Source organism: Streptomyces spinoverrucosus (genome assembly GCF_015712165.1).
In the GTDB taxonomy this organism is placed as follows: domain Bacteria; phylum Actinomycetota; class Actinomycetes; order Streptomycetales; family Streptomycetaceae; genus Streptomyces; species Streptomyces spinoverrucosus_A.
Genome location: NZ_JADPZX010000001.1, coordinates 2,912,138 through 2,937,906 on the forward strand (window position 1 = coordinate 2,912,138; position 25,769 = coordinate 2,937,906).

General features: G+C 71.3%; 25 protein-coding genes and 2 pseudogenes. 11 read left to right on the forward strand and 16 right to left on the reverse strand.

The window, feature by feature from the left end; translation table 11 throughout:
- Positions 1-10 precede the first annotated feature (10 nt).
- Entirely contained in the window at positions 11-3,010 is a 3,000-nt protein-coding gene (locus I2W78_RS12975) for a hypothetical protein (RefSeq protein WP_196464534.1), read from the forward strand.
- Positions 3,007-3,867, forward strand: coding sequence for an immunity 49 family protein (locus I2W78_RS12980; RefSeq protein ID WP_196459684.1), 861 nt, complete (start codon positions 3,007-3,009; stop codon positions 3,865-3,867). Before I2W78_RS12975 ends, I2W78_RS12980 begins: the two co-directional genes overlap by 4 nt.
- A 22-nt stretch (positions 3,868-3,889) precedes the next feature.
- Here the strand turns inward: I2W78_RS12980 and I2W78_RS12985 are convergent, their stop codons facing one another.
- The 7 genes from I2W78_RS12985 to I2W78_RS13015 all read right to left on the reverse strand — a co-directional run bounded on the left by I2W78_RS12985 (position 3,890) and on the right by I2W78_RS13015 (position 12,452).
- Positions 3,890-5,632: an immunity 49 family protein gene (locus I2W78_RS12985; RefSeq protein ID WP_196459685.1), complete on the reverse strand. Its 1,743-nt coding sequence runs from the start codon at positions 5,630-5,632 to the stop codon at positions 3,890-3,892.
- A gap of 70 nt (positions 5,633-5,702) precedes the next feature.
- The gene (locus I2W78_RS12990; protein ID WP_307783679.1) at positions 5,703-8,309 is read right to left on the reverse strand and encodes a SpoIIE family protein phosphatase; all 2,607 of its coding nucleotides are present in this window, start codon (positions 8,307-8,309) and stop codon (positions 5,703-5,705) included.
- A 258-nt stretch (positions 8,310-8,567) separates the two neighbouring features.
- Positions 8,568-9,005, reverse strand: a complete 438-nt coding sequence (locus I2W78_RS12995; protein ID WP_196459687.1) for an ATP-binding protein — start codon at positions 9,003-9,005, stop codon at positions 8,568-8,570.
- A gap of 401 nt (positions 9,006-9,406) precedes the next feature.
- Positions 9,407-9,823 carry a (deoxy)nucleoside triphosphate pyrophosphohydrolase gene (locus tag I2W78_RS13000; protein ID WP_196459688.1) on the reverse strand — a complete coding sequence of 139 codons (417 nt, stop codon included), beginning with the start codon at positions 9,821-9,823 and terminating at the stop codon, positions 9,407-9,409.
- 36 nt (positions 9,824-9,859) lie between these two features.
- Positions 9,860-10,048 carry an SPOR domain-containing protein gene (locus tag I2W78_RS13005; RefSeq protein WP_196459689.1) on the reverse strand — a complete coding sequence of 63 codons (189 nt, stop codon included), beginning with the start codon at positions 10,046-10,048 and terminating at the stop codon, positions 9,860-9,862.
- A gap of 304 nt (positions 10,049-10,352) precedes the next feature.
- Positions 10,353-11,105, reverse strand: a complete 753-nt coding sequence (locus I2W78_RS13010) for a GntR family transcriptional regulator (RefSeq protein WP_196459690.1) — start codon at positions 11,103-11,105, stop codon at positions 10,353-10,355.
- Positions 11,106-11,252: 147 nt separating this feature from the next.
- Positions 11,253-12,452 carry a DUF4190 domain-containing protein gene (locus I2W78_RS13015; protein ID WP_196459692.1) on the reverse strand — a complete coding sequence of 400 codons (1,200 nt, stop codon included), beginning with the start codon at positions 12,450-12,452 and terminating at the stop codon, positions 11,253-11,255.
- Positions 12,453-12,569: 117 nt separating this feature from the next.
- Between I2W78_RS13015 and I2W78_RS13020 the strand changes: the two genes are divergently transcribed.
- Complete coding sequence (locus tag I2W78_RS13020) at positions 12,570-13,772, forward strand: serpin family protein (RefSeq protein ID WP_196459695.1); 1,203 nt, start codon at positions 12,570-12,572, stop codon at positions 13,770-13,772.
- A gap of 7 nt (positions 13,773-13,779) precedes the next feature.
- Here the strand turns inward: I2W78_RS13020 and I2W78_RS13025 are convergent, their stop codons facing one another.
- Together I2W78_RS13025 and I2W78_RS13030 are read right to left on the reverse strand one after the other, a co-directional pair.
- Entirely contained in the window at positions 13,780-15,354 is a 1,575-nt protein-coding gene (locus tag I2W78_RS13025; RefSeq protein WP_196459696.1) for a S8 family peptidase, read from the reverse strand.
- 237 nt (positions 15,355-15,591) lie between these two features.
- Positions 15,592-16,422, reverse strand: coding sequence for an oxidoreductase (locus I2W78_RS13030; RefSeq protein WP_196459698.1), 831 nt, complete (start codon positions 16,420-16,422; stop codon positions 15,592-15,594).
- An 88-nt stretch (positions 16,423-16,510) separates the two neighbouring features.
- On the opposite strand from I2W78_RS13030, the gene I2W78_RS13035 reads away from it, so the two are divergent.
- Entirely contained in the window at positions 16,511-17,416 is a 906-nt protein-coding gene (locus I2W78_RS13035; protein ID WP_196459700.1) for a LysR family transcriptional regulator, read from the forward strand.
- A 360-nt stretch (positions 17,417-17,776) separates the two neighbouring features.
- Here I2W78_RS13035 and I2W78_RS40395 read toward each other — a convergent pair.
- From I2W78_RS40395 to I2W78_RS13050, 4 genes and pseudogenes are all read right to left on the reverse strand, one after another.
- Positions 17,777-17,923 (reverse strand): annotated as a pseudogene (locus tag I2W78_RS40395) (CGNR zinc finger domain-containing protein); the annotation flags it as partial.
- Entirely contained in the window at positions 17,920-19,185 is a 1,266-nt protein-coding gene (locus I2W78_RS13040) for an MFS transporter (protein ID WP_196459702.1), read from the reverse strand. The pseudogene I2W78_RS40395 and the gene I2W78_RS13040, both read right to left, overlap by 4 nt.
- Positions 19,186-19,398: 213 nt before the next feature.
- Positions 19,399-19,587 (reverse strand): hypothetical protein, encoded by a 189-nt coding sequence (locus tag I2W78_RS13045; RefSeq protein ID WP_196464841.1) that lies wholly within the window; start codon positions 19,585-19,587, stop codon positions 19,399-19,401.
- A 57-nt stretch (positions 19,588-19,644) separates the two neighbouring features.
- A complete protein-coding gene (locus tag I2W78_RS13050) occupies positions 19,645-19,911 on the reverse strand; it encodes an alcohol dehydrogenase catalytic domain-containing protein (protein ID WP_307783958.1) in 267 nt (88 codons plus the stop codon).
- On the opposite strand from I2W78_RS13050, the gene I2W78_RS41375 reads away from it, so the two are divergent.
- Complete coding sequence (locus I2W78_RS41375; RefSeq protein WP_307784000.1) at positions 19,816-20,085, forward strand: hypothetical protein; 270 nt, start codon at positions 19,816-19,818, stop codon at positions 20,083-20,085. The two genes, I2W78_RS13050 and I2W78_RS41375, sit on opposite strands and share 96 nt — an antisense overlap.
- A gap of 84 nt (positions 20,086-20,169) precedes the next feature.
- Here I2W78_RS41375 and I2W78_RS13055 read toward each other — a convergent pair whose 3' ends face one another.
- Positions 20,170-20,424 carry a DUF1622 domain-containing protein gene (locus I2W78_RS13055; protein ID WP_230885427.1) on the reverse strand — a complete coding sequence of 85 codons (255 nt, stop codon included), beginning with the start codon at positions 20,422-20,424 and terminating at the stop codon, positions 20,170-20,172.
- Positions 20,425-20,504: 80 nt separating this feature from the next.
- A pseudogene (locus tag I2W78_RS13060) lies at positions 20,505-20,714 on the reverse strand (YoaK family protein); the annotation flags it as partial.
- A gap of 88 nt (positions 20,715-20,802) precedes the next feature.
- On the opposite strand from I2W78_RS13060, the gene I2W78_RS13065 reads away from it, so the two are divergent.
- The gene (locus I2W78_RS13065) at positions 20,803-20,964 is read left to right on the forward strand and encodes a hypothetical protein (RefSeq protein ID WP_196459704.1); all 162 of its coding nucleotides are present in this window, start codon (positions 20,803-20,805) and stop codon (positions 20,962-20,964) included.
- A gap of 116 nt (positions 20,965-21,080) precedes the next feature.
- On the opposite strand, the gene I2W78_RS13070 is transcribed toward I2W78_RS13065, so the two are convergent.
- Positions 21,081-22,499, reverse strand: a complete 1,419-nt coding sequence (locus I2W78_RS13070; protein ID WP_196459706.1) for an ATP-binding protein — start codon at positions 22,497-22,499, stop codon at positions 21,081-21,083.
- Positions 22,500-23,104: 605 nt separating this feature from the next.
- Between I2W78_RS13070 and I2W78_RS13080 the strand changes: the two genes are divergently transcribed.
- From I2W78_RS13080 to I2W78_RS13100, 5 genes are all read left to right on the forward strand, one after another.
- Entirely contained in the window at positions 23,105-23,482 is a 378-nt protein-coding gene (locus I2W78_RS13080) for a CPCC family cysteine-rich protein (RefSeq protein ID WP_196459708.1), read from the forward strand.
- Entirely contained in the window at positions 23,479-24,210 is a 732-nt protein-coding gene (locus tag I2W78_RS13085) for a HEAT repeat domain-containing protein (protein ID WP_196459710.1), read from the forward strand. Before I2W78_RS13080 ends, I2W78_RS13085 begins: the two co-directional genes overlap by 4 nt.
- A gap of 3 nt (positions 24,211-24,213) precedes the next feature.
- Positions 24,214-24,846, forward strand: a complete 633-nt coding sequence (locus I2W78_RS13090; protein WP_196459712.1) for a DUF6000 family protein — start codon at positions 24,214-24,216, stop codon at positions 24,844-24,846.
- Between the two features lie 83 nt (positions 24,847-24,929).
- On the forward strand, positions 24,930-25,181 hold the full coding sequence (locus tag I2W78_RS13095) for a hypothetical protein (protein WP_196459714.1): 252 nt from the start codon (positions 24,930-24,932) through the stop codon (positions 25,179-25,181).
- Positions 25,181-25,573: a DNA-binding protein gene (locus I2W78_RS13100; protein ID WP_196459716.1), complete on the forward strand. Its 393-nt coding sequence runs from the start codon at positions 25,181-25,183 to the stop codon at positions 25,571-25,573. Before I2W78_RS13095 ends, I2W78_RS13100 begins: the two co-directional genes overlap by 1 nt.
- The last annotated feature ends 196 nt before the right edge of the window (positions 25,574-25,769 follow it).

A 25,769-nucleotide genomic window follows, 5' to 3' on the forward strand; every position in this document is an offset into this window, starting at 1 on the left:
GCAGTTGAGCGTGATCAAACCGGAGCAGATCCCACAGTTCACTGGCGACCTGGCCCAGTTGGAGACGGACTACACGGCACTGAAGACGGACGCCGGGAACGTCCGTGACGCGGGCGCGAATGTGCATTCCCAGTTCCAGGGCCTGTCCGCGTACTACCAGGCACCCGAGGCCGAGCAGCTGTTCGCCACCACCAAGCCGGTGCAGGACAAGGCAGACGCCTTCGCCGACGACCTGGAGAAGGTCTCCTCGGCGCTGTCGTCGTACGCCACCGAAATCCGCCCACTCGTGGACAAGCTGAAGCAGCTGAAAGCGGACGCCACAGCCTTCGTCAACTCCGTCAAGGACGACGACGAGTGGGAGTACGACGAGGACAAGGTCAGCGAGCACAACCAGCTCCGCGACGACATCACCGCCACCGTGGCCGCCTTCTGGGCGGCGGAACGCACCTGCCACAACAAAATCACCGCCTTGTGGGGCGGAACGCAGATGATGGCCGGGGACGGCTCCGACCGCACCGACCAGTACGGCTTCTCCGCCGAGGACATGAAGAACGCCAAACTCCCCTGGGGCGACCCGGTGGAGGAGAAGCACCACTGGTACGAGGTCGGCCACTGGGTGAAGTCGTTCGTGTGGGACGGCCTGATCGTCGACGGCATCTGGGGCACCATCAAGGGCCTGGGCACCCTGGTCGGCTTCGGCGGCTGGGACGCCATGGGCCAGGCCTGGAAAGGCCTCGCCCAGCTCGCCACCGGCCTGGCACTGTCCTCCATCCCCGGCGTCGGCACCCTCTTCTGGGCCCTCCCCGACGACAAACTCCCCTCCTGGATCCGCGACTCACGCACCGCGATGAAGGAAACCGGCAAGGCACTGGTGGCCTGGGACCAGTGGGGCAAGAACCCCGCCCGCGCCGCCGGAGCCGTCACCTTCAACGTCCTCACCACCGTCTTCACCGGCGGCGCCGGTGCCGCCGCCTCGGGTGCGGGCAAGGCCGGCGCCGTAGCCCGGGTCCTGGGCACCACGGCCAAGGCCATCGACCCCATGACCTACATCGCCAAGGGCGCGGGTGCGGGCCTCTCCAAGATCGGCGACATCAGCGCCGCGCTGAAAGGCGTCGGCAACATCGACATCCCGGCGTTGCCCGAGAACGCCATCACCCTCCCCGAAGGCGCGGTCCGCCTACCCGACGGCACGGTCAACCTCCCCGAGGGCGCGGCCATCCCGGACGGCGGCATCAGAATCCCCGAAGGCGGTGCAGTCACCCTGCCCGAGGGCACCCCACTCCCCGCAGGCGCGGTCGACCTGGGCAACGGCGCCGTCAAACTCCCCGAAGGCACCCCGGTCCCCGCAGGCGCCGTCGAACTGCCCGAAGGCACAGTCAAACTCCCCGACAACGCCCCCGCCCTGCCCGAGGGCACCGTCAAGCTGCCCACCGAGGACGGCGCCCCGGCCCGCTACTACGACCCCCAGGGCAACATCCTCGACGAGAACGGCACCGTCATCCACAAGGCCGACGACGGCCCCGGCGACGTGGTGGACCAGCCCGACATGGGCACCCCACCCGCGGGCGCCGACGTCCCCCGCGTCGACTCCCCGCTCCGCGAACCCGCCATGGCCGGCGCCGCAACCCACACCACCGACACCGCCGCCCAGCACATCCGCCTCGGCAACAGCCTCGACGACCTCGGCGACATTGGCCGAGTCGGCGAGGACGTCCCCGTCACCCCGGCCGTCCACGCGGGCACCGACGTACCCAGCACCGGCCTGGGCAACAACCTCCCCGGCGGCACCGCGGACAACCTCCCCGGCGGCGCAGTCGGCGACAACATGCCGACCAACAGCGTGGACACCCACCTTCCCGGCAACAACATCGGCAACACCGCCGACAACCTCCCCGGCGGCCACGCCGACGACCTCGGCCGTGGCCCGTCCGGCAGTGGCGATCTGCCTGGCGGCAGCGCCACCGACACCCTGCCGCCGCGCGCCGACGTCCCGCCGGGCGGCGGGCTTGACGACCTCGGTCGTACCGGCGACGAGGCCGCCGCAGGCGGGGACGACGCCGTGCCCACGCCCGAGGGGAGCGCACCCGCCCGGCCGAGCTTCATGCGTGACGGCGACAACCCGTACGGTCCGGAGGGCTCGCTCACACCGGAGCAGATCCACGAGATCCAGGTCTACCGCGCCAACCACGAGCCCGGATACTTCGAGCAGTTCTACAAGTCCAACGGCAACCGCAAGAACCTCGAATTCCTCGACGAGAGCGGGACGACGCCTCCCCAGCTGACACGGCAGTCGCCCCAGCATCCGTGGATCTCGGTCAAGGACGCGCCGGATCCCATCCAGCCGCACTACCTCGGCGACGCGATCAAGGTCGGGCGAGAGACCGCGAGCCCCGAGGCGCTCAAGACTCTCGACGAGGCAGCGGCGAACCGGCACTATGCCATCGGCTACGACCAAGCCGCCGCCGGCCACAAGGCCGAGGCCGTAGAGGCTCACAAGAACAACCCCACGCCCGAAACACATTGGGATCAGGTCGAGCGCACCTACGAGTACAAGGCCGCGCATCGCGACATGCGGGACAACGCGGAGGCGTACGGCGAGGCCATCGCCGAGCACCACGTCATTCCGGAGCACTACCCGAACGCAACCCGGGAGCCACTGGACGGCCCGGCCAACGGCAACGACCAGTTCGACCAGGTGTGGCGTCGCGAGGACGGGGGCTTCGTCGTCATCGAAGCCAAGAGCAACGTGCGTACCGAGCTCGGAGCCCGCAATCTGCCGGACGGAAAGCGGGTTTCGCAAGGGACCAAGGAGTACTTCCTGGACATCCTCAACGAGATGCGCAAGCGCGGTGAGGACAACCCCAAGGAGTTGCTGCTCGCGGACGAACTCGAAGCGGCGCTCGGCAGGGGAGATGTGGACTACATCGTCGTCAAGGGGCAGGACAACGTCGGCGAGTACGCTGGCTACAGCATGAGGCAGTTCGACATCTCCGACAGGAGCACGCCGTGACCGTCACCGTTGCCCGGCACGGGACGCCGGGACCCAACGCCGAGCGTTTCGCCGAAGCCCTGGCCGGGAGCACCACCGCGTCGATCGAACGCTTGGAGGAGGCTCCTGCCATGATCGACGCCACGTTCACCAAGTCCTTGCTGAACGTGCAAGCGCACTGCACGGTGGACCCCCGGGCCGCGAGCATCGAAACCTGGGAGGCGGTGGTCGCGGCCATGCAACTCGGCTCGGCGCTGTTCGCCGTGACGAGCAGCACGGACGGCGTTGTGGAATACCGCATCCACCACAAGGTGCGGCACCTCCCGGCCATCGGGCCACGCCCCTACGCCGACGCCGGCAACTGGCTCACGGCCTTCTGGCTGGCGATCGTCTGCCGCGACCAGAAGCGGATGACCCAGCTCTGCGAGATCCCGCTGGACCGCCTGCGCTCTCCCGAGGGCCAGTTCGACGAGTACGTCTACCACTGGGTGGGCGCCCTGCAGACGTACTGGCTGCAGCGGCCGGGGATGGTGGAGGAACTGACCGCGGCGCTGCAGGGCTCGAACCCCGACGTGGCGACCGTCGCGCCCCGTGATCTGCTGCAGCACATCCTGTATCCGCCGATCAACCTCTTCTACCGCTTCCTGCGCAAGGACCACGACGGGTTCAACCAGGCCTTGGTGGAGGCCTTGGAGCTGCACAAGGCGTACTGGACGGCCGACGAGGACCGGGCGAAGGACCCCGAGGGCCGTATCGCCCTGGGCCCGCTCGCCCTCGCCTGTCTCGCCTATGACGGAGAAATCCCCATTGAGGTGGAGTCGGACTATCTCCCCAAGCACCTCCTCCAGCGCGGCTGGCTGGGCGAGTTCGAGGTCTGAGGCGCGGCCGCCTTCCGCGTCGTTACGGGATGTCCTCGATGCGTTGGCGGTTGAGCAGGTACGTCGGTAGATACGGCTGTCCGGTCGGGAGCGGGAAGTCGTAGTCGTAGGCGAGGCTGGCCATTGCCAGGGGGCCAAGGGCGACCCGGGCCCGGGGGGCGGGCGAGTCGCCCCAGTAGGCGTCGTGGTGTGCGACGGCCTCGGTGAGGGCCTTGGTGAAGGCGTCGTGGTCGCGGGTGATGAGGCGGTGGAACAGGGCGGCCGGCTGGTAGTCGACGCGGTTCACGAAGTCGCCCGGCGCACGGGTGAGGGCTTCGGGCATCGACGTCTGCATGGTGGCGGCCAGCTTCCGCACCACGTCGTCCATGGAACCGCGCGAGAAGTAGGTCCGCAGGGTGTCGATCCAGTGCAGCACGTACTCGTCGGCCGACTCGTCCCGCCGCAGCGTCTCCATCGGCACCTCGCACAACCGGCCGATCCGATCCGTCTGACGGCATACGACCGTCAGATACAGCGCGTCCAGCCAGGCCCGGGCGTCCGCGGGCGGCTCGGCGGGCAGGGCGGGCAGCTGCCGGACGACGTCCTCGCCGAGGCGGCACTCCTGCGGCTGCGCCCCGGTGAACAGGGCCGACCCGAGCTGTACGGCGGTCGCCCACGCGTCCCACGTGTCGATGGACGCCGCGCGCGGGTCGGTCGCGCAGTGGGCGTGGGCGAGTGCGAGGGCGGAGGCGAAGGCGTCGGCCAGTCCCGTACGGTCCTCGGTGAGCCGTGCCAGCGACTCGGCAGTGGTGTGGGTGAGTTCGGCGATGTCCGGGGCCTTGGCCGCGGTGCGGGTGGCGAGGCGGCCCGCGCGGTCGAGGCGGACCAGGCCCTTCAACAGTGCGAGCAGCTTCGGCGGCGGTCGCAAGGAGAAGGCGCGGGTGTCGTGGTCGATGACCGTGAGCGAGGTCAGGCTCCCCCGGTGCCACCAGTAGACCCGGGGGGACAGCGCCCCCACCCCGTCCTCGTACGCGCCCAACGCGTACGAGGCCAGGCTGTTGATCGCCTCGGCCACCGACCCGTCGGCTATCGGGTGGTACACGAGGTTGTGCCGGCTCGGTACGGCGACGAGGGCGCCCGCGTCCGGCAGCGACTCGCCCGTGACCTGCCGGACCGCGGCGGCCAGGACGAGCGCCTTGCTCGCCACGAACGGGGAGTCGCCGTAGAGGGAGTGCAGTACCGCCCCTCCAAAGGCCCGTCCAAACGCCCCTCCAACCGCCCCTCCCTCGACAGGCACTTCGTCGTGCTGCACGGGGACCCGTACGAGGTTTTCGTACGCCGCCTGCTCCAGCTCCTGCCGCCCCGCCCGCTCCACGTCGTCGTCGGTGATGATCCGCACGCTGGTGGGTCCGTCGAGGGCGTGGACGAGGACGAGTCCCTCGGCCACCTCCCGTGCGTAACGCAGTGACCCGGCCTGGTCGGGCGTGAGCGAGTCGGCCGGTAGCAGCCGGGCGTGGGCTCCGCGCAGCAGTTCCTCGGGGCTCTCCCCACCCTGGCCGGCCTCCCGCAGAGCGGCGAAGTGCGCGGCGACCAGCTCGGGCCAGCGGTCCTCCGGCGCGGTACGGCAGGCGTGCGCCAGGTTGTGCAGGGGGTGGGCGTGGCCCTCCCGCAGGTAGGGGGCGGCGAGGGCGCGCAGGCGTGCTGCCTGTGCGGCGGTCAGCGTGGGCAGTTCGGTGTCAGCGGCGTCAGCGCTACCAGCGCTACCAGCAATGTTTTCGGCATGCATCAGTGCGACTCTACGGACACGTGCCTGACGGCAAGCCCCTTAGCCCCTTAGCCCCTTAGCCCCTTAGCCCCTAGAACAGACTCAGCAACGCCTCCGCCGGATCCGCCACCCCGTTCTCTCCGTCCGGCAGCGGCAGTTCGAACCACACCGTCTTGCCGCGATGCGTCCGGCGCGAGCCCCACGCGGCCGACAGCAGGCCCACCAGTTGCAGGCCCCGGCCGCCCTCGTCGGTGTCGCGGGCGCGGCGGCGGCGGGGCTGGACCAGGCCCGAGTCCCAGACCTCGCAGACCAGGGTGCGGTCCAGGAGGAGACGGAGTCTGATCTCGCCCTCGCCGTAGCGCAGCGCGTTCGTCACCAGTTCGCTGACCAGCAGCTCCGTAGTGTCGACCAGCGGTTCCATGTCCCAGCTCAGGAGCTGGCCGCGCGCGTACTCGCGGGCCCGGCCCACACTGCGCGGCTCGCGCGGCAGGGTCCAGTCGCCGACCGACTCGGCGGGCAGGCCCTGCACGCGGGCCATGAGCAGGGCGATGTCGTCCTCGCCGTGGTGGGTGTCGAGGGTGTTGAGGACCTGGTCGCAGACGTCCTCCAGCGGGCGGGCCGGGTCGGTGAGCGCCCCGACGAAGGCCTGCAACCCCTCGTCCAGTGGGTGGTCGCGGGACTCGACCAGTCCATCCGTGTAGAGCGCGAGCAGCGCGCCCTCGGGGAGTTCGACCTCGACCTCCTCGAAGGGTTCACCGCCGACGCCGAGCGGCAGCCCCGGCGGTACGTCGAGCATGAGCGCCGCCTCGCCGGGTTCGACGAGGACCGGCGGGAGATGGCCCGCGTTGGCGAAGGTGCACCGGCGGGTGACGGAGTCGTAGACCGCGTACACGCAGGTCGCCAGGTACACCTCGGACAGGTCCGCCTCGCGGGGCCGGCGGGCGGCGCGGGTGGCCTGCTGGATGCCGCCGGGCGTGCCCAGGCCACGGGCGATCTCGTCCAACTGTGAGAGCACCTCGGCCGGTTCGAGGTCGAGCTGGGCCAGGGTGCGGACGGCCGTACGGAGTTCGCCCATGGCGACCGCGGCGCGCAGGCCTCGGCCCATGACGTCGCCCACCACCAACGCGGTCCGGTGGCCGGGCAGTTCGATGACGTCGAACCAGTCGCCGCCGACCTCGCTGGGGCGTCCGGTGGAGGCGTTCCCGGGCAGGTAGCGGCAGGCGATGTCGAGGCCGGAGGCTACCGGGTCGCCGGGCGGGAGCAGGGACCGTTGGAGTATCAACGCGCGTTCGTGCTCGCGCCGGTACAGGCGCGCGTTGTCGATGCAGACGGCGGCCCGTGCGGCGAGCTCGACGGCCAGGTCGCGGTCGCGGTCGCCGAACGGCTCGCTGCCCTTCGTACGCGAGAACTGCGCGAGTCCTACGACCGTGTCGTGGGCGACCATCGGCACGGCGAGCGTGGACTGGACAAGGCCCCCCTCCTCGGCGGGGACGGTCTGCGGGCGGGCCGTGCGCAGGGCGTCGGCGCAGGGCGAAATGAAGGGGTAGTGGTGGACGGCGCCGACCGTGACCGGCGTGCCGGTGCCGGCGAAGGGCGCGTCGGAGACGGCGCTGGCGAAGGCGACCCGGCGCAGTTCGGCGCTGCCGTCGGCGAGGCCCTGCGGGATCTGGTCGCCGACCAGCAGGCCCTGGTAGAGGTCGACGGTGGCCAGGTCGCAGAAGCCGGGGACGACGACGTCGAGGAGTTCGCGGGCGGTGGTCTCCAGGTCGAGGGAGTTGCCGATGCGCGCGCCGGCTTCGTTGAGGAGGGCGAGGTTGCGCCGGGCGGCGGCGGCCTCGCGGGCGGCGGCGCGGCGGGAGGTGATGTCGGTTCCGAGCCAGGCGATGCCGATGGGGCGGCCGGTTCCGCTGTGCACCCGGTAGAGGTTGACCGACCAGTGCCGGCGTTCCTCGGAGCCGGGCACGAAGCCCGTGACGTGCATGTCCGTGATGGAGTCGCCGGTTTCCAGGACGCGGCGCAGGGTCGCCGAGACCCGCTCGGCCTCGCCGCGCGGCAGATAGTCGTGGACCCCGCGGCCGCGGTGGTCGTCGGGCGTGCCGCCGAACACGGAGGCGAACCGCTGGTTGGCGCGCCGCACCTTCAGATCGGGGTCGATCAGCAGGAAGCCGAACGGGGATTGACCGAAAATCGCCTGCGAGGCGGCGAGGTCGGTCTCGATGCGACGCAGCACGCGGACGTCGACCACTATGCAGACGGCCGCCTTGTCGCCGCCCTCGGTGCGGGTCGGCATCACATAGACCTCGGCGAGCCCGGTGCCGCCGCGCCCGCCGTCGGCCCTGTCCGGCAGCCGGAAGGGGATGACCCCGGTCCACTCCCGCCCGTCGAGGATCTCGGCCATCTTCCGCTGTCCGCGCTCACGCAGATCGGGGTCGATGAACGCCTCGATGGGATCCATCCCGACGGCGCGCTCGGCCGGGATGCCGAAGACGCTCTCGGCGCGCAGGCTCCACTGGTCGACCAGTCCGTCGGGGCCGATGGAGAAGGACGCGACCTTGATGTAGTCGTAGATCGAGCCGGGCGGGCTGCTCTGCCACAGCGTGTCTCCGGGCGGCATCTCCCGGGAGGCACCCGCAGCCTCCGTCCTCGCGCCGTCCGACGGGTCCTGCGACTCCGTGGCCTTCGCTGGTATCTCGCTCACGCGAACCGTCCCCTCCAGCTCACCGCGTCCGGCACCAGTCACCGGGGGCGGCTGCCCGCAGTATCCAGCACTACGGCGCCGCACAACACGGTGTTCACGATCACAGCACGGTTCAGGCGGTTTTCGGACCGTGCCGCGACAACACTTCCAGTCTTCTAACCAGGGGACACACCCTCGAATCACGCCTGCGGGCAACGGCTTCCGGCCGGATCCGTCCGTGGACAGCAGTACGACCGGTGTAAGGGGCCCACGACCCGCCTAGGTGTGCTGTCCCGGGACGGCGAGCTCGAACCAGACCGTCTTGCCCGACTCCCCCGGCCTGGTTCCCCAGCGGCGCGAGGTGGAGGCCACCAGTTGCAGTCCGCGCCCGCTCTCGTCCTCGGGATGGGCGTCGCGTTCGCGCGGCATGTCCGGGAGGGGGTCGGAGACCTCCACGAGCAGGACGTCGGACAGACCGGCGGGGCGCACCAGGCGTACTCCGATGGGACCGGTGGCGTGCCGCAGCGCGTTCGTCACCAGTTCGCTGACCAGCAGTGCCGTGGTGTCACTGACGCTGTCGAGCGCCCAGCCGTGCAACTGGCGGCGGACGACGGAACGCGCGGTGCGCACGGCTGTGGGGTCGGCGGGAAAGGTCCACTCGGCGCAGTCGCCATCGGTGTCGATCACGCCGATCACTTCCCAGGACAGTGAGCCCACCCATGTCCGGTTTCGTGGGGTTAATGGGCACATACCCGATATCCCGGGGGCAGTACCGCCGAGGAGGGCGCACTGTGGCACTGACGGCGTACGGGTCGAAGGCACGCGCCGACAGGAAGTCAGCAGCGCCACATCACGCCGGTCATGCTTCTGCGCGCCCAGGGTTCACGCGGTCATGCTTCTGTGCGCCCAGGGTTCACGTGGTCATGCTTCTGTGCGCCCAGGGTTCACGTGGTCATGCTTTCGCGCGCCCGCAGTTCACGCCGGTCCGGCTGCGACGAGCCCGCAGTTCACGCCGGTCCGGCCGCGACGAGCCCACAGTTCAGGCCGATCGCGCTGCCACGAACCCACAGTTCACGCCGATCGCGCTCCCACGAGCCCGCGGTTCACGCGGACGTGCGTCAGCCCCCCGCCCCGTCGGCGTCCAGCACTCGCGCCACCTCCCGCACGGCCCCCACATCCTGCTCCAGCCACTCCACACTCCACAGCGTCCCGGCCGTCAGCCAGCGCAGCTCGTCATGGTCCTGGAGGGCCTTCGGCTCGGCGGAGCCGGCACGCAGTCGCGCGGTCCACACCTGGAGGAAGTACGGCGGCCTCAGTGGCCACTCCCCCGGCACGCGCCGCACGGCCTCGGCCTCGACGCCGAGTTCCTCGCGCAACTCCCGCACCAGAGCGGCCTCGGGCGTCTCGCCCGGTTCGACCTTGCCGCCGGGCAGCTCCCAGCGACCGGCCAGCTCGGGGGGCGCGCTGCGGCGCGCGGCGAGCAGCCGGCCCCCGTCGAGCACGGCGGCGCCCACCACCACGATCCGTTCCGTCATGCGCCGGAGCCTACGGGAGCGCCCCGGCGGCGCCGCTCACACCTCGTTTTCCGCGTCCTGCCCGATGCGCTCGACCCAATAGAGCTGCTTGTGCCCCCGGCTGTCGAGGCTGTCCGCGATCTTCTGGGCCTCGGCCCGCGTCGCGTACCTGCCCACGCGGTAGCGATTGCCGCTGTCGTCCTGCCGTATGACCAGCCACGGAAGAGTCACCGTGCTGTCGTTCATCGCGCCCCTCCGCTTCCCGCCCTCGGCCCGCGCGCCCCGCCCGCTAAGGAAACCGCAATCCGCATATGCCCGAGCCTACGCCTAACCTTCACGCAGCGAATACGGCTTTTCACAAAGAGGTACGCAACAAGCCAGCGTCAGGGGGGCGCACGACGTCGAACGCGCCGTCCGCGCGCCTCGGCGCATCCGGTCAGCGGCATACCGGGCACGCCGGGGGTCACCTGCGAAAACGTCCGGAATCCACCGGCGCGTGAAAAGGCTCCCGGCACGCCTGTGCCGGGAGCAACTGCCGCAAGGTTGTGCGCTACTTCACCGGAAGGTGATACGCGACCCGGTAGCGGTCGGCCGGGATCACCACGTCGGCCGTCTCGACCGGGCGCCCGGAGGCGTAGAAGGTGCGCTGCACGACGAGGACGACATGTCCGGGGACACCGCCGAGCGTGAGCAGTTCCTCGGCGAGGCCGGGGCGGGCGCCGACCTCCTCGGTGACGTTGTCCACCACCACGTCGATGGCGTTCATGCGCTCGACGACACCCATGCCGCCGAGCGGGCCCTCCTCGGGCAGCATCACCGGTGTGCGCCCGGTGACGGCGAGCGGCTCCCAGGAGGTGGACAGCATCATCGGCTCGCCGCTGTCCCGGAAGAGGTACTTGGTGCACATCACGCGGTCGCCGGGCCGGATGCCGAGCCGCTCGGCGATGGCGCCGCTCGCCTCGGCCTGCTCGCTGCTGGACTCCCAGGTGCCGCGCGCGCCGGCGTCGGCCTGCTCCTGCCGGAACGGCGTGGCACCGCCGGCCGGGCGGTACCCGGAGCGGGCGATGCTCCGGGGCATGGGCCGCTCCCGCACATACGTCCCGGAACCGGAGCGGCCCTCGACCAGCCCCTCCGCCATCAGCACCTTGCGGGCCTCCAGAGCGACCGTGTCCGAGACGCCGTACTCCTCGCGGATTCTCGCCTGCGACGGCAGGCGGGTGTGCGGTGGCAGCAGACCGTCGACGATCTTCTGGCGGAGATCACCCGCGACGCGTAGGTACGCCGGCTGCTCACCGAATGTCACTGGCCACTCCCATCAGGTTGTACAGACAGCAACAGCGTGGCAACCGTGGGTTGTGCCAGGCAAGCGAAGGCCAGAGAATCACCCGATGTGATGACTTCTGGCCCCGGCAGGCTTTACGCAGGCACTTTCTCCCCGCTATAGAACCGATCACACCTCCGTGTCCGAGCCGCCCTCGCCCGCATCGTCGGCGGGCGGACTGGTGTCCAGGCCCAGGGCCTCGCGGGCGGTGACGGTGGTCGGGCCGTCGTAGAACCCGTACGCCTCGTCGTAGTGCACGTAGAAGGTATCCGCGTCCTCGGCGTCCGCCGCCTTCGCCCATTCCTTCCGGGCCGACTCCAGTTCTGTCACCAGGTCGGCCATCGGCCGCTCGGCGTCGGCGGGCCAGGTGTGCGCGTCCAGCGCCGCGCCCTGCTCGGCGAGCACGTCGTGCACGTCCTGCGCCCAGGCCTTGTTCGCCGCCAGGTCCTCGTCGGGGAACGCCTCGGGCTCCTCCTCCAGTACGGCGTCGATGGCGCGGACCGCCTTCAGGTAGGCGACCTGGTCCGCGTCGAGGGTGCTCGCGTCGTTGCGCAGGGAGCCGGTCAGGCTGCCCCGCTCGTCGGCGTTGCCGAAGACGCAGGTGATCTCACGGTCGCCGAGGCTCCAGCTCTCCCGGGTCGGCGCGAGGTAGTACACGTCGACGTTGTCGGGCAGGGCCCAGTTGTCCATGGCGTAGTCGCCCTGCAGCGCGTAGCACTTGTCGTCGGCGACCTTCGTGACGTGGTCGTCGCCGGGGAAGGTGCCGCCGGGCAGGGTGACGGTGGCGAACACCTCGCCGTCGTGCCTGCCGGAGCAGGGCACCACGTCGACGTCGTACGTCTCCCCTTCCAGCGACTCGTTGGGCGAGTCGAAGCACTCCCCCTTGTCCGGCGAGACGATCGCGCTCTCCCGCGCGCCCTCCTTGAAGCCCTCCCAGAAGTCGGACACGGCACCCGTCGACAGGGACACGGTCAGCAGCGCGAGCCCGACGGTCGACAGCACGGCCCCGGTGACCGCCATGCCCTTGCCGCGCTCGCCCTTCCGCTTGATCTGCCGCAACGCGATCAGCCCGAGCACCAGCCCGATCGCCGGCAGAAAGCAGAGGATGCCGAGCACGAGGGCGGCGATCGCGACACCGTTGACGGGCGGCAGCCCGGGCGGCGGGTACGGGCCCCACGCTCCGTACGGCGGCTGAGGACCGTACGGTCCTTGGGAGCCGTACGGTCCCTGGGCGCCGTACGACCCCGGGGCCTGCGGAGCCGAGTACGGGCCGTAGGGACCCTGCGGGTCCTGCGGCTGCTGGGGCCCGGGGGGCGGCGGTATGGACACAGGTACGGTGCTCCTGGTTCGGGCAGTGGGCAAGGGCTGGGAACTGAACTGACGTACGACTCGCAGGCGCGAGGTGTGCGACTGGCGCATGGTATGCGGGGGATGAGTGGGGGCGGAATGCGGATTGCGCGGGCGACGACGGACGCGGTGAACGGGCTGACGGCCCGCTGGGCCGGGACCGTCACGGACGGTACGGCCTTCTCGGCGGCCGGAGTGTGGCCCCTGCTCGCCTTCCTCGCGGACGGGGCCGGCGGCGCGGCACGGGCGGAGCTGGCGGACGCGGTGGGCCTGCCGGCGGACCGGGCGGCGGGCGCGGCACGGGAGTTGCTCGCCGCCATGGCCGCGATGCGCGGCCTGGACTCTGCGCTGGGCCTGTGGACGAAACGCACGCCGGCGCTGAAGGAGCCCTGGGAGTCCGGGCTGCCCGCCGAGGCGCGCGGGGTGCTCACCGGCGACCTCGGGACCGACCGGGCGGCGCTGGACGCGTGGGCGGAGAAGCGGACGGGCGGGCTGATCGAGCGGATGCCGGTCGCGCTGACGGACGACCCCGAGATGGTGCTGGCCAGTGCGCTGGCCCTGCGGACGGACTGGTTGCGGCCCTTCGAGCAGATGCCGATGTGGCCCGCCGACGGGCCCTGGCGGGGCAGGACCCTCGTGGGCCTGAGCCGCCGGAGCGCCCTGCTGGACCGGGTCGGGGTCGCCGACACGCCCGACGGTGCCGTCACCGAGCTGAAGGTGCTGGGCGACCAGGGCATCAGCGTCCATCTGCTGCTCGGCGAGGAGCGGATGACACCGGGGCAGGTGCTGACGGCGGGCGTGGACGTCCTCGCGGGCCGGCACAGGGTGGTCCCCGGGCCTCGGCTCCCGTACGGGGTCGCGGGACCGGGCCTGCACGTCGAGAAGATGCGGTGCGCCACCCCGCGGCCGCCGACGCTCCTCGTGCGGACGGTGGCGTACGACATGACGGCCGAGCACGATCTGCTGGGGCTGCACCGCCTGTTCGGACTCACGGCCGCGCGGGACGCCACGCGCGGCCACTTCCCCGGGATCAGTGACGGCCCGCTGGCCGTCGGTTCGGCCCGGCAGTCGGCGATGGCGCGGTTCGGCGCGCTGGGCTTCCGGGCGGGAGCGGGCACCGCGATCGCCATGGCGCCGGGCGGGATCCCCGACTTCCGTTACGTGACCACCCTCGCCCGCGCCACGTTCGACCGGCCCTTCGGCTTCCTCGCCCTCGACCGCCGCACACGCCTCGTCCTCGCGGCGGGCTGGGTCACGGACCCGGAGCCCTACCGCGAGGACGAGACGACCGATCAGTGGTGATGCGGCATCAGAACTGCAGCGCCCAGGCGTCGATCCGCCCGGTGTCGAAGTTCGCGTTGTCGCTGACCCTCAGCTTCCACGTGCCGTTGGCGGCCTCGGAGGAGGCGTTGACGGAGTACGTGGTGTCGATGTTGTCCGAACTGCCGCCGGTGCCATAGCCCTTGAGCGTGTACGCCGTGCCGTCCGGGGCGATCAGCTGGACCTGGAGGTCACCGATGTACGTGTGGACGATGTGGACCTCGACGGCCAGCGCGGAGGGCGCGTTGCCGGAGACGCCGGTGACCGTCACCGGGGACTCGACGGTGGCGTTGTCGGCGATGGCGTAGTCACCGGTGTTCTCGAAGCGCGGGCCCGGCGGGGTCGTCGTTCCGCCGCCGACGTACAGCAGCCGGTTGGGCGAGCCGGAGCCGGGGCTCGTGACGACGTTGGGAGTTGCCGCGGACGTCAGCGCGGTGGACACCTGGGCGGGCGTGGCCGAGGGGTTGTCGGCCAGGTAGAGCGCCGCCGCTCCGGCGACGTGCGGGGTCGCCATCGACGTACCGGAGATGGTGTTGGTGGCCGAGTCGCCGCTGTTCCAGGCGGACGTGATGGACGAGCCCGGGGCGAACAGGTCGAGGACCGAGCCGTAGTTGGAGTAGCTCGCCCTGGCGTCGGAGCTGGTGGTGGCGCCGACGGTGATCGCCTCCGTCACGCGCGCGGGCGACCGGGTCGAGGCGTTGGTGCTCTCGTTGCCGGCCGCGACGGCGAAGGTGACGCCCGAGGCGATGGCGTTGCGCACGGCGGTGTCGAGGGCGGAGTCGGCGCCGCCGCCGAGGGACATGTTGGCGACGGCCGGCTTGACCGCGTTCTGGGCGACCCAGTCGATGCCGGCGACGACCTGGGCGGTGGTGCCCTGGCCCGAGTTGTTCAGCACGCGGACGCCGACGACCTTGGCCTTCTTGGCGACACCGTAGGCGTTGCCCGCGACCGTGCCGGCGACATGGGTGCCGTGGCCGTGGCCGTCCTGGGCGGTGTTGTCGTTGTCGATGGCGTCGTAGCCGTAGGAGGCGCGGCCACCGAAGTCGCTGTGAGTGATGCGGACGCCGGTGTCGATGACGTACGCGGTGACGCCCTGCCCGGCGCTGTCCGGGTAGGTGTACGAGCTGTTCAGCGGGAGGTTGCGCTGGTCGACGCGGTCCAGGCCCCAGGAGGGCGGGTTGGGCTGGGTCGCGGCGATGCTGAAGGTGCGGTTCTGCACGACGGAGGCGACGGCCGGGTCGGCGGCGAGACGTTTCGCCTCGGTCTCGGAGGCCTCGATCGCGTAGCCGTTGAGGGCCTTGGAGTATGTGCGCTCGATGGTGGCGCCGTACTTCTGGGCCAGCGCGCGCCCCTCGGCGGAGCCCGAGCGGGCCCGGTCCGCCTTGAGGGTCACGATGTAGCTGTCGGCGACGGCGTTCGCCGCGCCCTCGTACTGGATGTGGCCTTCGGCCGCCCCGGCGGGGAGGGCGGAGACGAGGCCCGCGGCCAGCACCACGCTGGTCAGGGCGCCGAGCGCGGCCAGTCTTCGCCGGGTGGTGCTGCGGGGAGTACGCATCACTGCCATCTGAGGGGTCCTCCTCAATCGGTGGTGCGCTGGTGTGGGGGCGACGCACCGGTCTATGCCAGGTGCATGTCAATGAACGAGGCATGCGTGCCTGTGCGTCAGCCGAAAGATTGAGGCTTCCACAGGAATTGCACAAGGGCCCTGCACAGATGTAACCGGCTTGCCATACGGCCGACATGACGACGCGTCAAGGCCCTCCCGGAGCCTAATTCGCTCCGGGAGGGCCTTGACGGTCGCTCACTCGTCGAAGGCGGTGTCCCTGGTCCGCTTCTCCCACGCCGTGACATCGCCCCGCACCTGGTCCAGGTGGTCGAGCACGGTGGTCACCGAGTCGTCGCCGAGCGGCAGCCGCAGCGGCGTCCGGTCGGCGTCCAGCGCGGCCCGGATCAGCGCCGCCGCCTTCGCCGGGTCACCGGCCTGGGTGCCGTCACCGCCGGACACGTACGCCCGGGTCTGCCCCACCTTCTCGTACACCCCGCTGTCGGCGCTGAACCCGGCCCGGCTGCCCTCGAACAGCGAGGTCCGGAAGGCCCCCGGCTCCACGATCAGCACCTTGATGCCGAAGCCGGCCACCTCGTCCGCGAGCGCCTCGGACATGCCCTCCAGGGCGAACTTCGTCCCGCTGTACGCCGCGAAGCCCGCGAACGACATCTGTCCGCCCACGCTGCTCATCTGCACGATCGCGCCCGACCGCCGCTCGCGCATGTGCGGCAGCACGGCACGCACCAGGGCCGCCGGGCCCAGGACGTGCACGTCGAACAGGGCGCGCAGTTCGTCGTCGGTCGTCTCCTCGAAGGCGCCGACGTGGGTGCGCCCGGCGTTGTTGACGAGGACGTCGATCCGTCCGTGCCGGGCGACGACGTCCCGTACGGCGGCGTCGACGGCGAGGACGTCGGTGACGTCCAGCCGCAGCGCCTCCATCTGGTCGGGGTGGGCGGCGACCAGCTCGTCCAGCGCCTCGGGCCGCCGCGCGGCGCCGACCACCACGTCCCCCGCGGCCAGGGCCGCGTCGGTGAGTGCCCGCCCGAAGCCGCTGCTCGCCCCCGTGATCAGCCAGACCTTGTTCATGACCCCTCCTGTCTGCGTACCTTGTTGCCTCCGACCCTCCCGCGTAGTGCGGTTGTCCGTCCAAGACTTGTGGTGATAACCGTTGGGCATGACCACGGACGTGCACGGCCGGGACCTGCGGTACTTCGTGGCCGTGGCCGAGGAACTGCACTTCACCCGTGCCGCCGAGCGGCTGTACGTCTCCCAGCCCGCGTTGAGCAAGCAGATCCGGGCGCTGGAGCGCCGGCTGGGCGTGGAACTGTTCCGGCGCGACCAGCACGGCGTGGCCCTCACCCAGGCGGGCGAGGCGCTGCTGCCGCACGCCCGGCGGGTGCTCGCGGCGTGGGAGGCGGGCGCTCAGGCGGTGGCCCGGGTCATGGCTGCGCAGCGCACCACACTGCGGGTGGGCATGAGCACCAGCCCCGGCCGCGGCGGCCTGCTGCCCGCCATCCGCTCCCGCTTCACGGCGGCCCACCCGGAGGCGACCGTGCGCCTGCGGCACGTCGGCTGGGACGACCCGACGGCGGGCCTCGCGGACGGCGACGCGGACGTCGCCTTCGTCTGGCTGCCCCTGCCCGACGCCGAGCGGTACGCGTGGACGGTGCTCGCGGAGGAACCCCGCCTGGTCGCCCTCCCCGAGAGCCACCCGCTCGCGGCCCGCCCCGAGGTCGACTTCACGGACCTGCTCGACGAGCCGTTCCTTGCGCTGCCGGAGAGCGCCGGGCCGCTGCGGGACTACTGGCTCGCACTGGACGCGCGGGGCGGGCGGCCGCCACGGATCGGCGCGGAGATCGCGAGTACGGAGGAGACGTACGAGGCACTGGTCGCCGGCCTCGGCGTCTGCCTGGTCGCGACGGGGAACGCGCCGCTGATCAGCCTGGGAGGCGTGGTCACGCGGCCGGCACGCGGAGTGGGACCGAGCCGGTACGCGCTGGCGTGGCGGCGGGAGGACGGCGAGCGCCCGTTGGTACGGAGCTACGCGGAGGCGTGCCGACGGGTGGCCGGGTCGCGGTAGCCGGCCACCGGCTGGTACTTCGGGGTCGTCGGTCTGTGCCGGTGGTTTCGGGGCGGGTGCGCCGGGCGGGCGGTCCGGTACTTCGGGTGCGGCAGGCTGTGCCGGTGGTTTCGGGGCGGGTGCGGCGGGCGGGCGGGTAGGGCTGGTACTTCGGGTACGTCAGGCTGTGCCGGTGGTTTCGGGGCGGGTGCGCCGGGCGGGCGGGCGGTCCGGCACTTCAAGTACGGCAGTCCGTCCCGGTCGTTTCGGGGCGGGTGCGCCAGGCGGGCGGGCGGTCCGGCACTTCAGGTACGGCAGTCCGTCCCGGTCGTTTCGGGGCGGCTGCGCCAGGCGGGCGGGCGGTCCGGCACTTCGGGTACGTCAGGCTGTGCTGGTCGTTTCGGGTCGGGTGCGTCGGGCGTAGGCGCGGGCTGCTCGGGCGCGGTCGCCGCAGCGGGTGGAGCACCAGTGGCGGCGGCCGTGCCGGAGCAGGTAGCGGTTGCAGGGGGCGGAGCCGCGGCACGTCAGGGCGAGTGGGGTGCGGCTCGTCGGCTGCTCGCGGTGGCGGCGATGGCGGGGAGGACGGCGAGGGCGAGGATGCCGCCAGTGAGGGCGAGGACGGGGTAGCCGGCGGCGGAGACGACGAACCCGGAGGAGAGGCCGCCGGTGGCGCCGGCGATGGCGATGGAGAGGTCGACCAGGCCCTGGGTCTTGGCGCGGGTGGCCAGCGGCACGGCGTCGGTGATCATCGCGGTGCCGGAGACGAGGCCGAAGTTCCAGCCCACGCCCAGCAGGGCGAGCGCCAGAGCGAGGAGGGCGACGGAGTCCGCGGGCGCCACGGCGGCGATGATTCCGGCGGCGAGGAGGGTGAGGCCGGAGGCGGCGGCGACCGTACGGCGGCCGTACCTGTCGACGAGCCAGCCGGTCAGCGGCGAGGGCAGGTACATGGCGCCGACGTGGACGGCGATGACCAAACCGGACGCGGCGGTACCGTGCCCGTGGTCGTGCATGTGCACGGGGGTCATCGTCATGATCGCGACCATGATGAGCTGGGTGAGGATCATCGTCAGCGCGCCCGTCATCAGCCCGGGACGGCGCGTGGGTACCGCCTGCGTCGCGGTGTTTTCCGTCCGCTGCTGGAGGTCGAGGCTGCGGGCGAGCAGCAGGGGGTCGGGGCGCAGCCAGACGGCCAGGACGAGGGCGGCCAGCGCGTAGGCGGCGCCGGCCAGGAGGAACGGCCCGGCCAGGGCGGGGATGCCGAGGTTGTCCGCGAAGGTGCCGGTGGGTGCGGCGAGGTTGGGGCCGACGACCCCGCCGAGGGTGGTGGCGACCAGGACGGTGGAGACGGCGCGGGCGCGGTGGTCGGGCGCGGCGAGGTCGGCTCCGGCGTACCGGGCCTGGAGGTTGGTGGCCGTCCCGGCGCCGTAGACGAACAGGGCGATGAAGAGCAGCACGGGGTTGTCGGCGACGGCGGCGGCGATGACGCCCGCGCTGCCGACGGCGCCGGTCAGGTATCCCGCCGTCAGGCCCGGTCGGCGGCCCCGGGCCTGGGAGATGCGGCCCACCGCGACGGCGGCGACGGCCGAGCCGGCGGTGAACAGGGCGCTGGGCAGGCCCGCGAGGTCGGTGGAGCCGAGCATGTCCTGCGCGAGCAGGGCTCCGACGGTGATGCCGGCCGCGAGCCCCGCCCCGCTCAGAATCTGGCTGCTGACCAGCACGGCGAGGACGCGACGCTGAGCCTCGGGCCGGGGAGATATACCGGCGGGGCCGGCTGAGGCGGTGCTTGGCACGGGCGTTTCTCTTTCTCGGTCCGGGCTGGGCTCGGCCGCGGTGAGGTTGCGGATATGAAGTGTGCGACGTGGGCCTGGCGCCTGGCGGCGAGGGCGCCCTCGATGTGCCCGGCGTACTGCATGGCCGTCTCGGTCGAAGCCCAGCGCAGCCTGCGACCCAGCGCAACCTGCGACCCAGTGCGGGCCGCTGGTCCACCGCTCATTGCTCCAGTCTCACCCGTCGGGACCCGACATGTGGTGCAGCTCGTGCGGCGGGCCGGTTGCCGAGGTCGATGCGCGGGCGGTCCTCACCGTCGGCCAGTCGCTGTCGGCGGTGTCCAGAACGATGCGGAAGCGGGGAGCTGCGGACCGCAGCCGGATCACGGCTTCCCCGGCCTGCCGCAGCGGCATGCGCGCGATCACGGGCCGTACGCCAACCGCCCGCGCGGATACCGGCCTTGCGCACGGCGTTGAAGGTCGTCACGCCCGCGCAGCCGAACGGGGCGGCGTCGAAGAGGTCGAGCTCGTCGGGGATGCGTGCGAGCGCATCGGCGGCACGGTGATGCTCCGGGCCCAGCCGCCGGGGTAGGACAGGCCGGGTGCCTTGCGTTCGGGGCAGTGGACGACGTCGCCCACCCGGCAGAACGCGCAGTGCCCGCAGCTGCCGCCGAGCCAGCCGACGGCCGCACGGTCCCCGACCGACCAGCCCTCGACCCGGTCGCCGATCTCGGCGATGACACCGGCGATCGGCGGCCCCGCTCCAAGCTCACCTCGCCCGACGTGCCCCACCGGCCACTGACGAACGAGGGCCGCAAGGTGCAGATCTCCTTCGAAGCGGTCTGGAGCCCCGACTCCCCGCTCGGCGCGCACCTCCGCCACCTCGCCGACACCCTCGCAGCAGCCGCCCGCCCCTGGCCATAGCCAGCGGCAACGCTTGGTCTCCAGGAACCGCGATGGCGTACCGGAGGTCGTCGACGGTCGGCAGGTGACAATTCCCGCAGCCGCTCACACACGTCGTGCAGCCGGCGAACACAACCCTGCGTTGAGCAGCATCCTGACGGCAGCGGTGGCTGCGGCGGTGGCCAGCGACATCCACGACGGCTCGGCGGCGAGCCGAATCAGTCCCGCAGCCAGCAGGAAGTCGGTCAGCAGAGCGATCGTGGGCTGGACGCGGCGCAGGCGGAGAACGCCACCGTCGTCACCGCCGCCGCGCTCATCATGGGGCTGGTAGAAGGATCTGGTCGGCCCCGGCCCGATCATGAGCGGAGCCGCTGGCCCGGCGCATCCCGGCCGACGTGGACAACGCCCAATCAGCGGCGCCCTCGACATCGCCGTGGTCGGCCTTGGTTCCCGGCAAGTGCCCCCACGCCGGAGAACACCACGTTGCCGGTCATGTTGGCGACGAAGACATGGCCGAGGACCAGGTAGCTGAACGCGTCGACCAGGCCGGTGACCACGGTGAGCGCGAGCATCAGCGGGGGTAGTGGACCGTGCCGGTCCGCCGGGTCGGGGACTACGGTCGTCCACGCGTCACGAACGACAGGGCCCAGCACGTCGAGGAACGCGGCGGCGGCTGGCCTGGGGGGCCGTATCGCGCAGAGGGCCCGGGCCCACCGCGGACTCGTCCTGCATCTGGTCGTGCTTCTGGGGATGGCCATGGGCGGCCTCGTCGGCGCCGTATCGGCCCTGCACGGCAGCCCGGCCCTGCCACTGCTGTTGGCCTTCGTGGTCCTCGCGGGCGGTACGGTCGCCGCCTTCGCCCTGACCCGATCCGATGCCGACTGGACCAGCCCGCTGTGATCAGCGGCCTCGCCCCGGGATCAGCCGCAGGGCTCCCGTGATCGCCCGGAACATCGAATCCGCAGGCTCCCTCATCCCGTAGCCCCAACTCCCATGCCTTGCCCGCCATCCGCCGCTCACAGCGGCCAAGCAGTCAGCAAATCGCCGGGGCCGTAGGCGGCGTCGAGCCCCGTGCAGTCGACGCCGCTGCGCGAGACCGCCACGACTGGAGCCGGTTCGTCGGTGAGGGCGGCCCGGTGCCGGTGAAGAGCCGCCAGGTCGTGCCGGTCGAAGGGCGACTGCTCGAACCACTTGATGGAGCCGACGAAGAGCAGTTCCTTGGCAATGGGGGCGCGGTCCGCCCCGACGATGTCGATCTCGACGTTGTCGGTACGGGTCCAGTAGCCGCCCACTGCGGGGGCCGCGGGGAGCAGGTCGTCGGGCAGTATCCGGGCGAGCGCCTCGCGCAGGAGCGGCTCGATCGCCCGGCCGCGCCAGCTGGTCCAGCTCTCCCGGACCCGCGCCAACGTCAGATCACCCCGCCCCCGCTCGATCTCGTCCATGGAGGGGCCGAGCAGGTGCAGCCAGAACCGCAGGTAGGGATCTGCCACCCGGTAGCGGCGGTCCTTCGACGGGCGTAGCGACACGGGCAGCTCCGCGGCGACGATCCGCTTGTCCGTGAGCAGCTCCAGGGCTCGCTGCAGCGGCGTGGCCCCGATCCCGCCGGCCGCACGGGCGATGTTGGTGAAGGTACGCTCGCCGCTGCCGATGGCCGCCAGCACCGTACGCGCCTGAGCCTGCGGGGGGAATTCGGCAGCCAGTGAGCGCTCGGCCGACACCAGCAGCGCCGAGACCGGATCACTCAACGCCTCACCGAGGAAGTCCCACAGCCCCGCGCCGCGCGGCCACTCCGCGCAGATCAGCGGCAGCCCGCCGGTGACCAGCGCGGCGTCGAAGGCGTCGGCCGGATCCAGTGCCAGCATCCGCCCCACCTCGGCGGGGTTCAGCGGCCCGAGCACCATCTCCCGGCCGCGCTGGTGGAAGGGGCGTCCGTAGCTGTTCAGCGCCTCCATCATCGACAGATCGGAGCCGATCAGGATCAGCAGGACCGGCTTGGTCTCCAGCACTCGATCCCAGGCCCGCTGCAGCATCCCCTCGAAGGCCCCGCCGGCATCCATCAGGTACGGCACCTCATCGATGACCAGCACGCTCGCCCGGTCCGTGGGGAGCGCCGCAGCCAGCACATCGAACGCGGTGTCCCAGCTCTCCGGCCGCGCGGCGGCCACCAGCTGCGCCAGCGGCAGCGTCGACACCTGGGCGTCCCGGGCGAGCCGCGCCAGATCATCCCGAGGTGACGCGCCCGTGGCCGCGTAGAACAAGAACGGGGCTCCGGAGCGCTCCGCAAACCGCTCGACCAGTCGCGACTTGCCCACCCGGCGCCGCCCACGCAACATCACGCACCGGCCGGGGCGCTCTCCGCCGACTCCGGTCGCCACTTTCCGCAGCTCGCGCTCCAACGTCGCCAGCTCCTGCCGGCGGCCCACGAAATCGACCACGTCTGCCAACCTCCACGCATGAGACTAACAGCAACGTTAGTAACATGCGTGTTAGCTCGACGCCGGAGGCGCCATCGCCGTGACCATGGCAGCCGGCCTCGGCGCCATCATCTGGACCTCGACCCCGGACGACATCCGCACCCTCATCGACGCCCAGGACATCAAACCCACGCCTGTCATCCGCACCGTCTGATCACCGACAGTCCCCGACGACCAGCCGTGCGCGCCTGCGCCCGCCTGTTGAGCGAGATGTCTCACGTCTCAACTCTTCAACCAGGCGGGCCTCGTTGGTCATCTATCCTGCCGCACGCGCTTGTTGAGTGGGCCACGATGCTCATCGCCACCCGGGAGGGTGACCGCCGCTGCAAGCACGGTGAAGATCAAGGGGCCCGACCCCGAAGAGTCGGACCCCATTTGACCTGCGCGTTTGCCAGATCGGCGACGTGGCCATGTCACCGGCCAGACGTTGAAGCGGAATGTCTGCGGGCTGATCCTGACCTGCGGCGGAGCCCCCTCCAGGGCTCTGACCTGGGCTTCTGGCCGGGTACCCCGGAGGCAGAGAAACCCCATGGCACACCGGCGGGACCTGCCACGAGACTGCGCAGGTGAGCGACTCCTACCCCTGTCCCTGCCGCCGGCACCGTGTGCTGGGCACGATGCCCGGCTCGTACGAGATCCCCATCTGCTTCTGGGAGGACGACGGGGTCCAGTTTCGCTGGCCCACCATGGCCGGCGGGGCGAACAAGGTCTCCCTGATCGAGGCCCAGCGCAACTACCAGGACTTCGGCGCCTGCGACGGGCACGGCCGCCGGTACGTCCGCCCGCCCGCCGAGCACAAGCCACTCGACCCCGCCTGGCGCCCCATCGATCTGGCGCGGGACTCCTTCGAAGACTGGGCGGCCGAGGACCGGGCCCCGTGGCCCGACGACCGCTCGGTGCTCTGCTGGCGGCTGCCCACTTTCTGGCGCCGGGACCACCCATGACCACCCACATCGAGAGACTCATCCAGCAGCTCGACGACTCGACCGGCCCGTCGTACGACGCCCGCGCGGAACTGATCGGCATCGGCTCCCACGCCACCCCCGCCCTCATCGACGGACTGCCCTCCCTCGGCGGCTTCGGGCAGCTGACCGCCATCGAGGTCTTCGAAGAGGTGGCGGACCCACGCTGCGGCCCCGCCCTGATCGCCCTCCTGGGCAGCGACGACCCCACCGTCCGCGAATGGGCGGCCATGGCCCTGGCGCGCCTGGAGATCGACGGCGCGGTCGAGCCCCTGCGCCGCGCCTACCGCGCCTGCCTGGAACGGGCGACACCACCGGACTGGAGCGAACCGGGCGGCATCCGCTGGGCCCTGACCGAACTCGGCGCCCGCCGCCCCGTCGTCCCGCCGCTCACCGCGCACCTACGCGCCACCGCTGCAGACGACGCCCCCGGCTGGCCCTCGACCCACTTCACCGAGATCATCAACGACCTGGCCGACCACGCCCAGGTGATCCTCTACTCCCAGTTCTGGCGGGTGGACGCCAGCCGCACATACGGCATCTCCGGCACCGGCCTGGACTGGGAACTCGACTGGACCGCGCCCTGGGAGCACCTGGTCGAAGAGTCCCGCACCTGGTCCCTGCTGGAAGCCTCCGAAGCCCCCGCCGCCGACGACATCTTCGTCGCCCCCACCTGGATCGACCGCACCGACCTGTACCCGGAGAGGTGACCGATGCCTTTCCAGCATCCCGAGGAGATCGGCTACGGCTACGTGATCGAGCGCTACGTGACGAGGAAGGACTCGGACCACCCGCGCTACCGCGAACTGAAAAGCGGTCGTGTCCTGCGGCCCGGGTGGCCACACGCCGAACGCTTCGCCTGTCACCTCATCGACGACGCGGCCACGATCACCGACGCCGAACTGGAGGCCCTCCTCGGCTACGAGTGGCGCTCACGCCTCACCGCCGCCTGGCTGATCGGCGTAGGCCGACGCGCCACGTTCCGCGAACGCATCAGCGACCTGCTCCTGGCCAGCGAGTTCTGCTTCTCCGGCAGCGCCTACTGCTTCGCCCTGGCCCGCTTCGGCACCCACGCGGACGCCGAGATCCTCACCGCCTACCTCGACCACTACCTCCCCCGCACCGACCTCCGCTACGACCAGCCCGCAGCCCTAGGTGCCCTCCTCCGCCTCGACGCCCACCTTGGCACCCACCATGCGGACCGCTTCACCCAGCCTGCCGGTCTCTGGGACCAGTGGGTCAATGCCCTGACCCACCTCCACGACCACCCCGCTTACACCCTCGCCGAGCTTCGCCGTTGGACGGACCTCCAATGCGACTTCGCCAACGGGTGGACCCGTCCGTAGCCGTAGCCACCCGGCTGCGGGCGGAGAGCGCTGCTTCAAGGGTCCACCTCCAGAGAGTTGCTACCACTGGCAGGATCGCCTCCATGAGTGGTAGTAGAAAGTACTCGATCAGCCTGCCCGAGGAGCTCGCCGAGGCCGTACGCACCCATGTCGGCCCTGGCGGCTTCTCCGCCTATGTCGCCGAAGCCCTCGAACAGCGGGTCGCCATGGACAGGCTTCGGGAGATCGTCACCGACTTCGAGACGGACAATGACGAGCTCACGCGCGAGGAGGTCGAGGCCGCCCGCGCACTCTTGCGCCATGACCACCGGCAGGCCGGTGGGGCCGCCGCCTGATGCCCGGCACCCTGCTGCTCGACAGCGAAGGACTCTCCAAGCTCTACCGCAAGGACCGTACCGTGGTGTCTCTGGTGCAGGCGGCATCGGAGGAGGGCATCCGCGTGGCCACCAGTGCCATGACCACCCTTGAGGCCGATTACGAGCGGATCCACCCGGCCCGTATCAAGTGGATCCTCTCCCGCATCGACGTTCACGACGTCACCAAGGCGGTCACCGACGAAGCCGCCGCCCTCCTTCGCGCCCATCATCTCCACGGCCACAAGTACGCCATCGACGCCGCTCTAGCCGTCATTGCCCGCAACGCGCCCCGGCCGGTCACCGTCCTCACTTCCGCCCCCGAGGACCTGACACTCCTCTGCGGCCCCGCCGTAGAGGTCGTCAAGGTGTGACACGCACGCCGCGCCCCGAGCCGGGCGAGGACCCCAGGCGGACAGCGGACAGCGCCCGACCTGCCAACAAGCAGGCCGGGCGTTCACTTGACACGGAGTCACACGTTGAAGCGGAATATCCAACGCAGCGCTCCCACCTGCGGAAACGTTTCCTCAGGCGAGGATATCCAGCACCGATCCAGCACGGGAGCGGTTC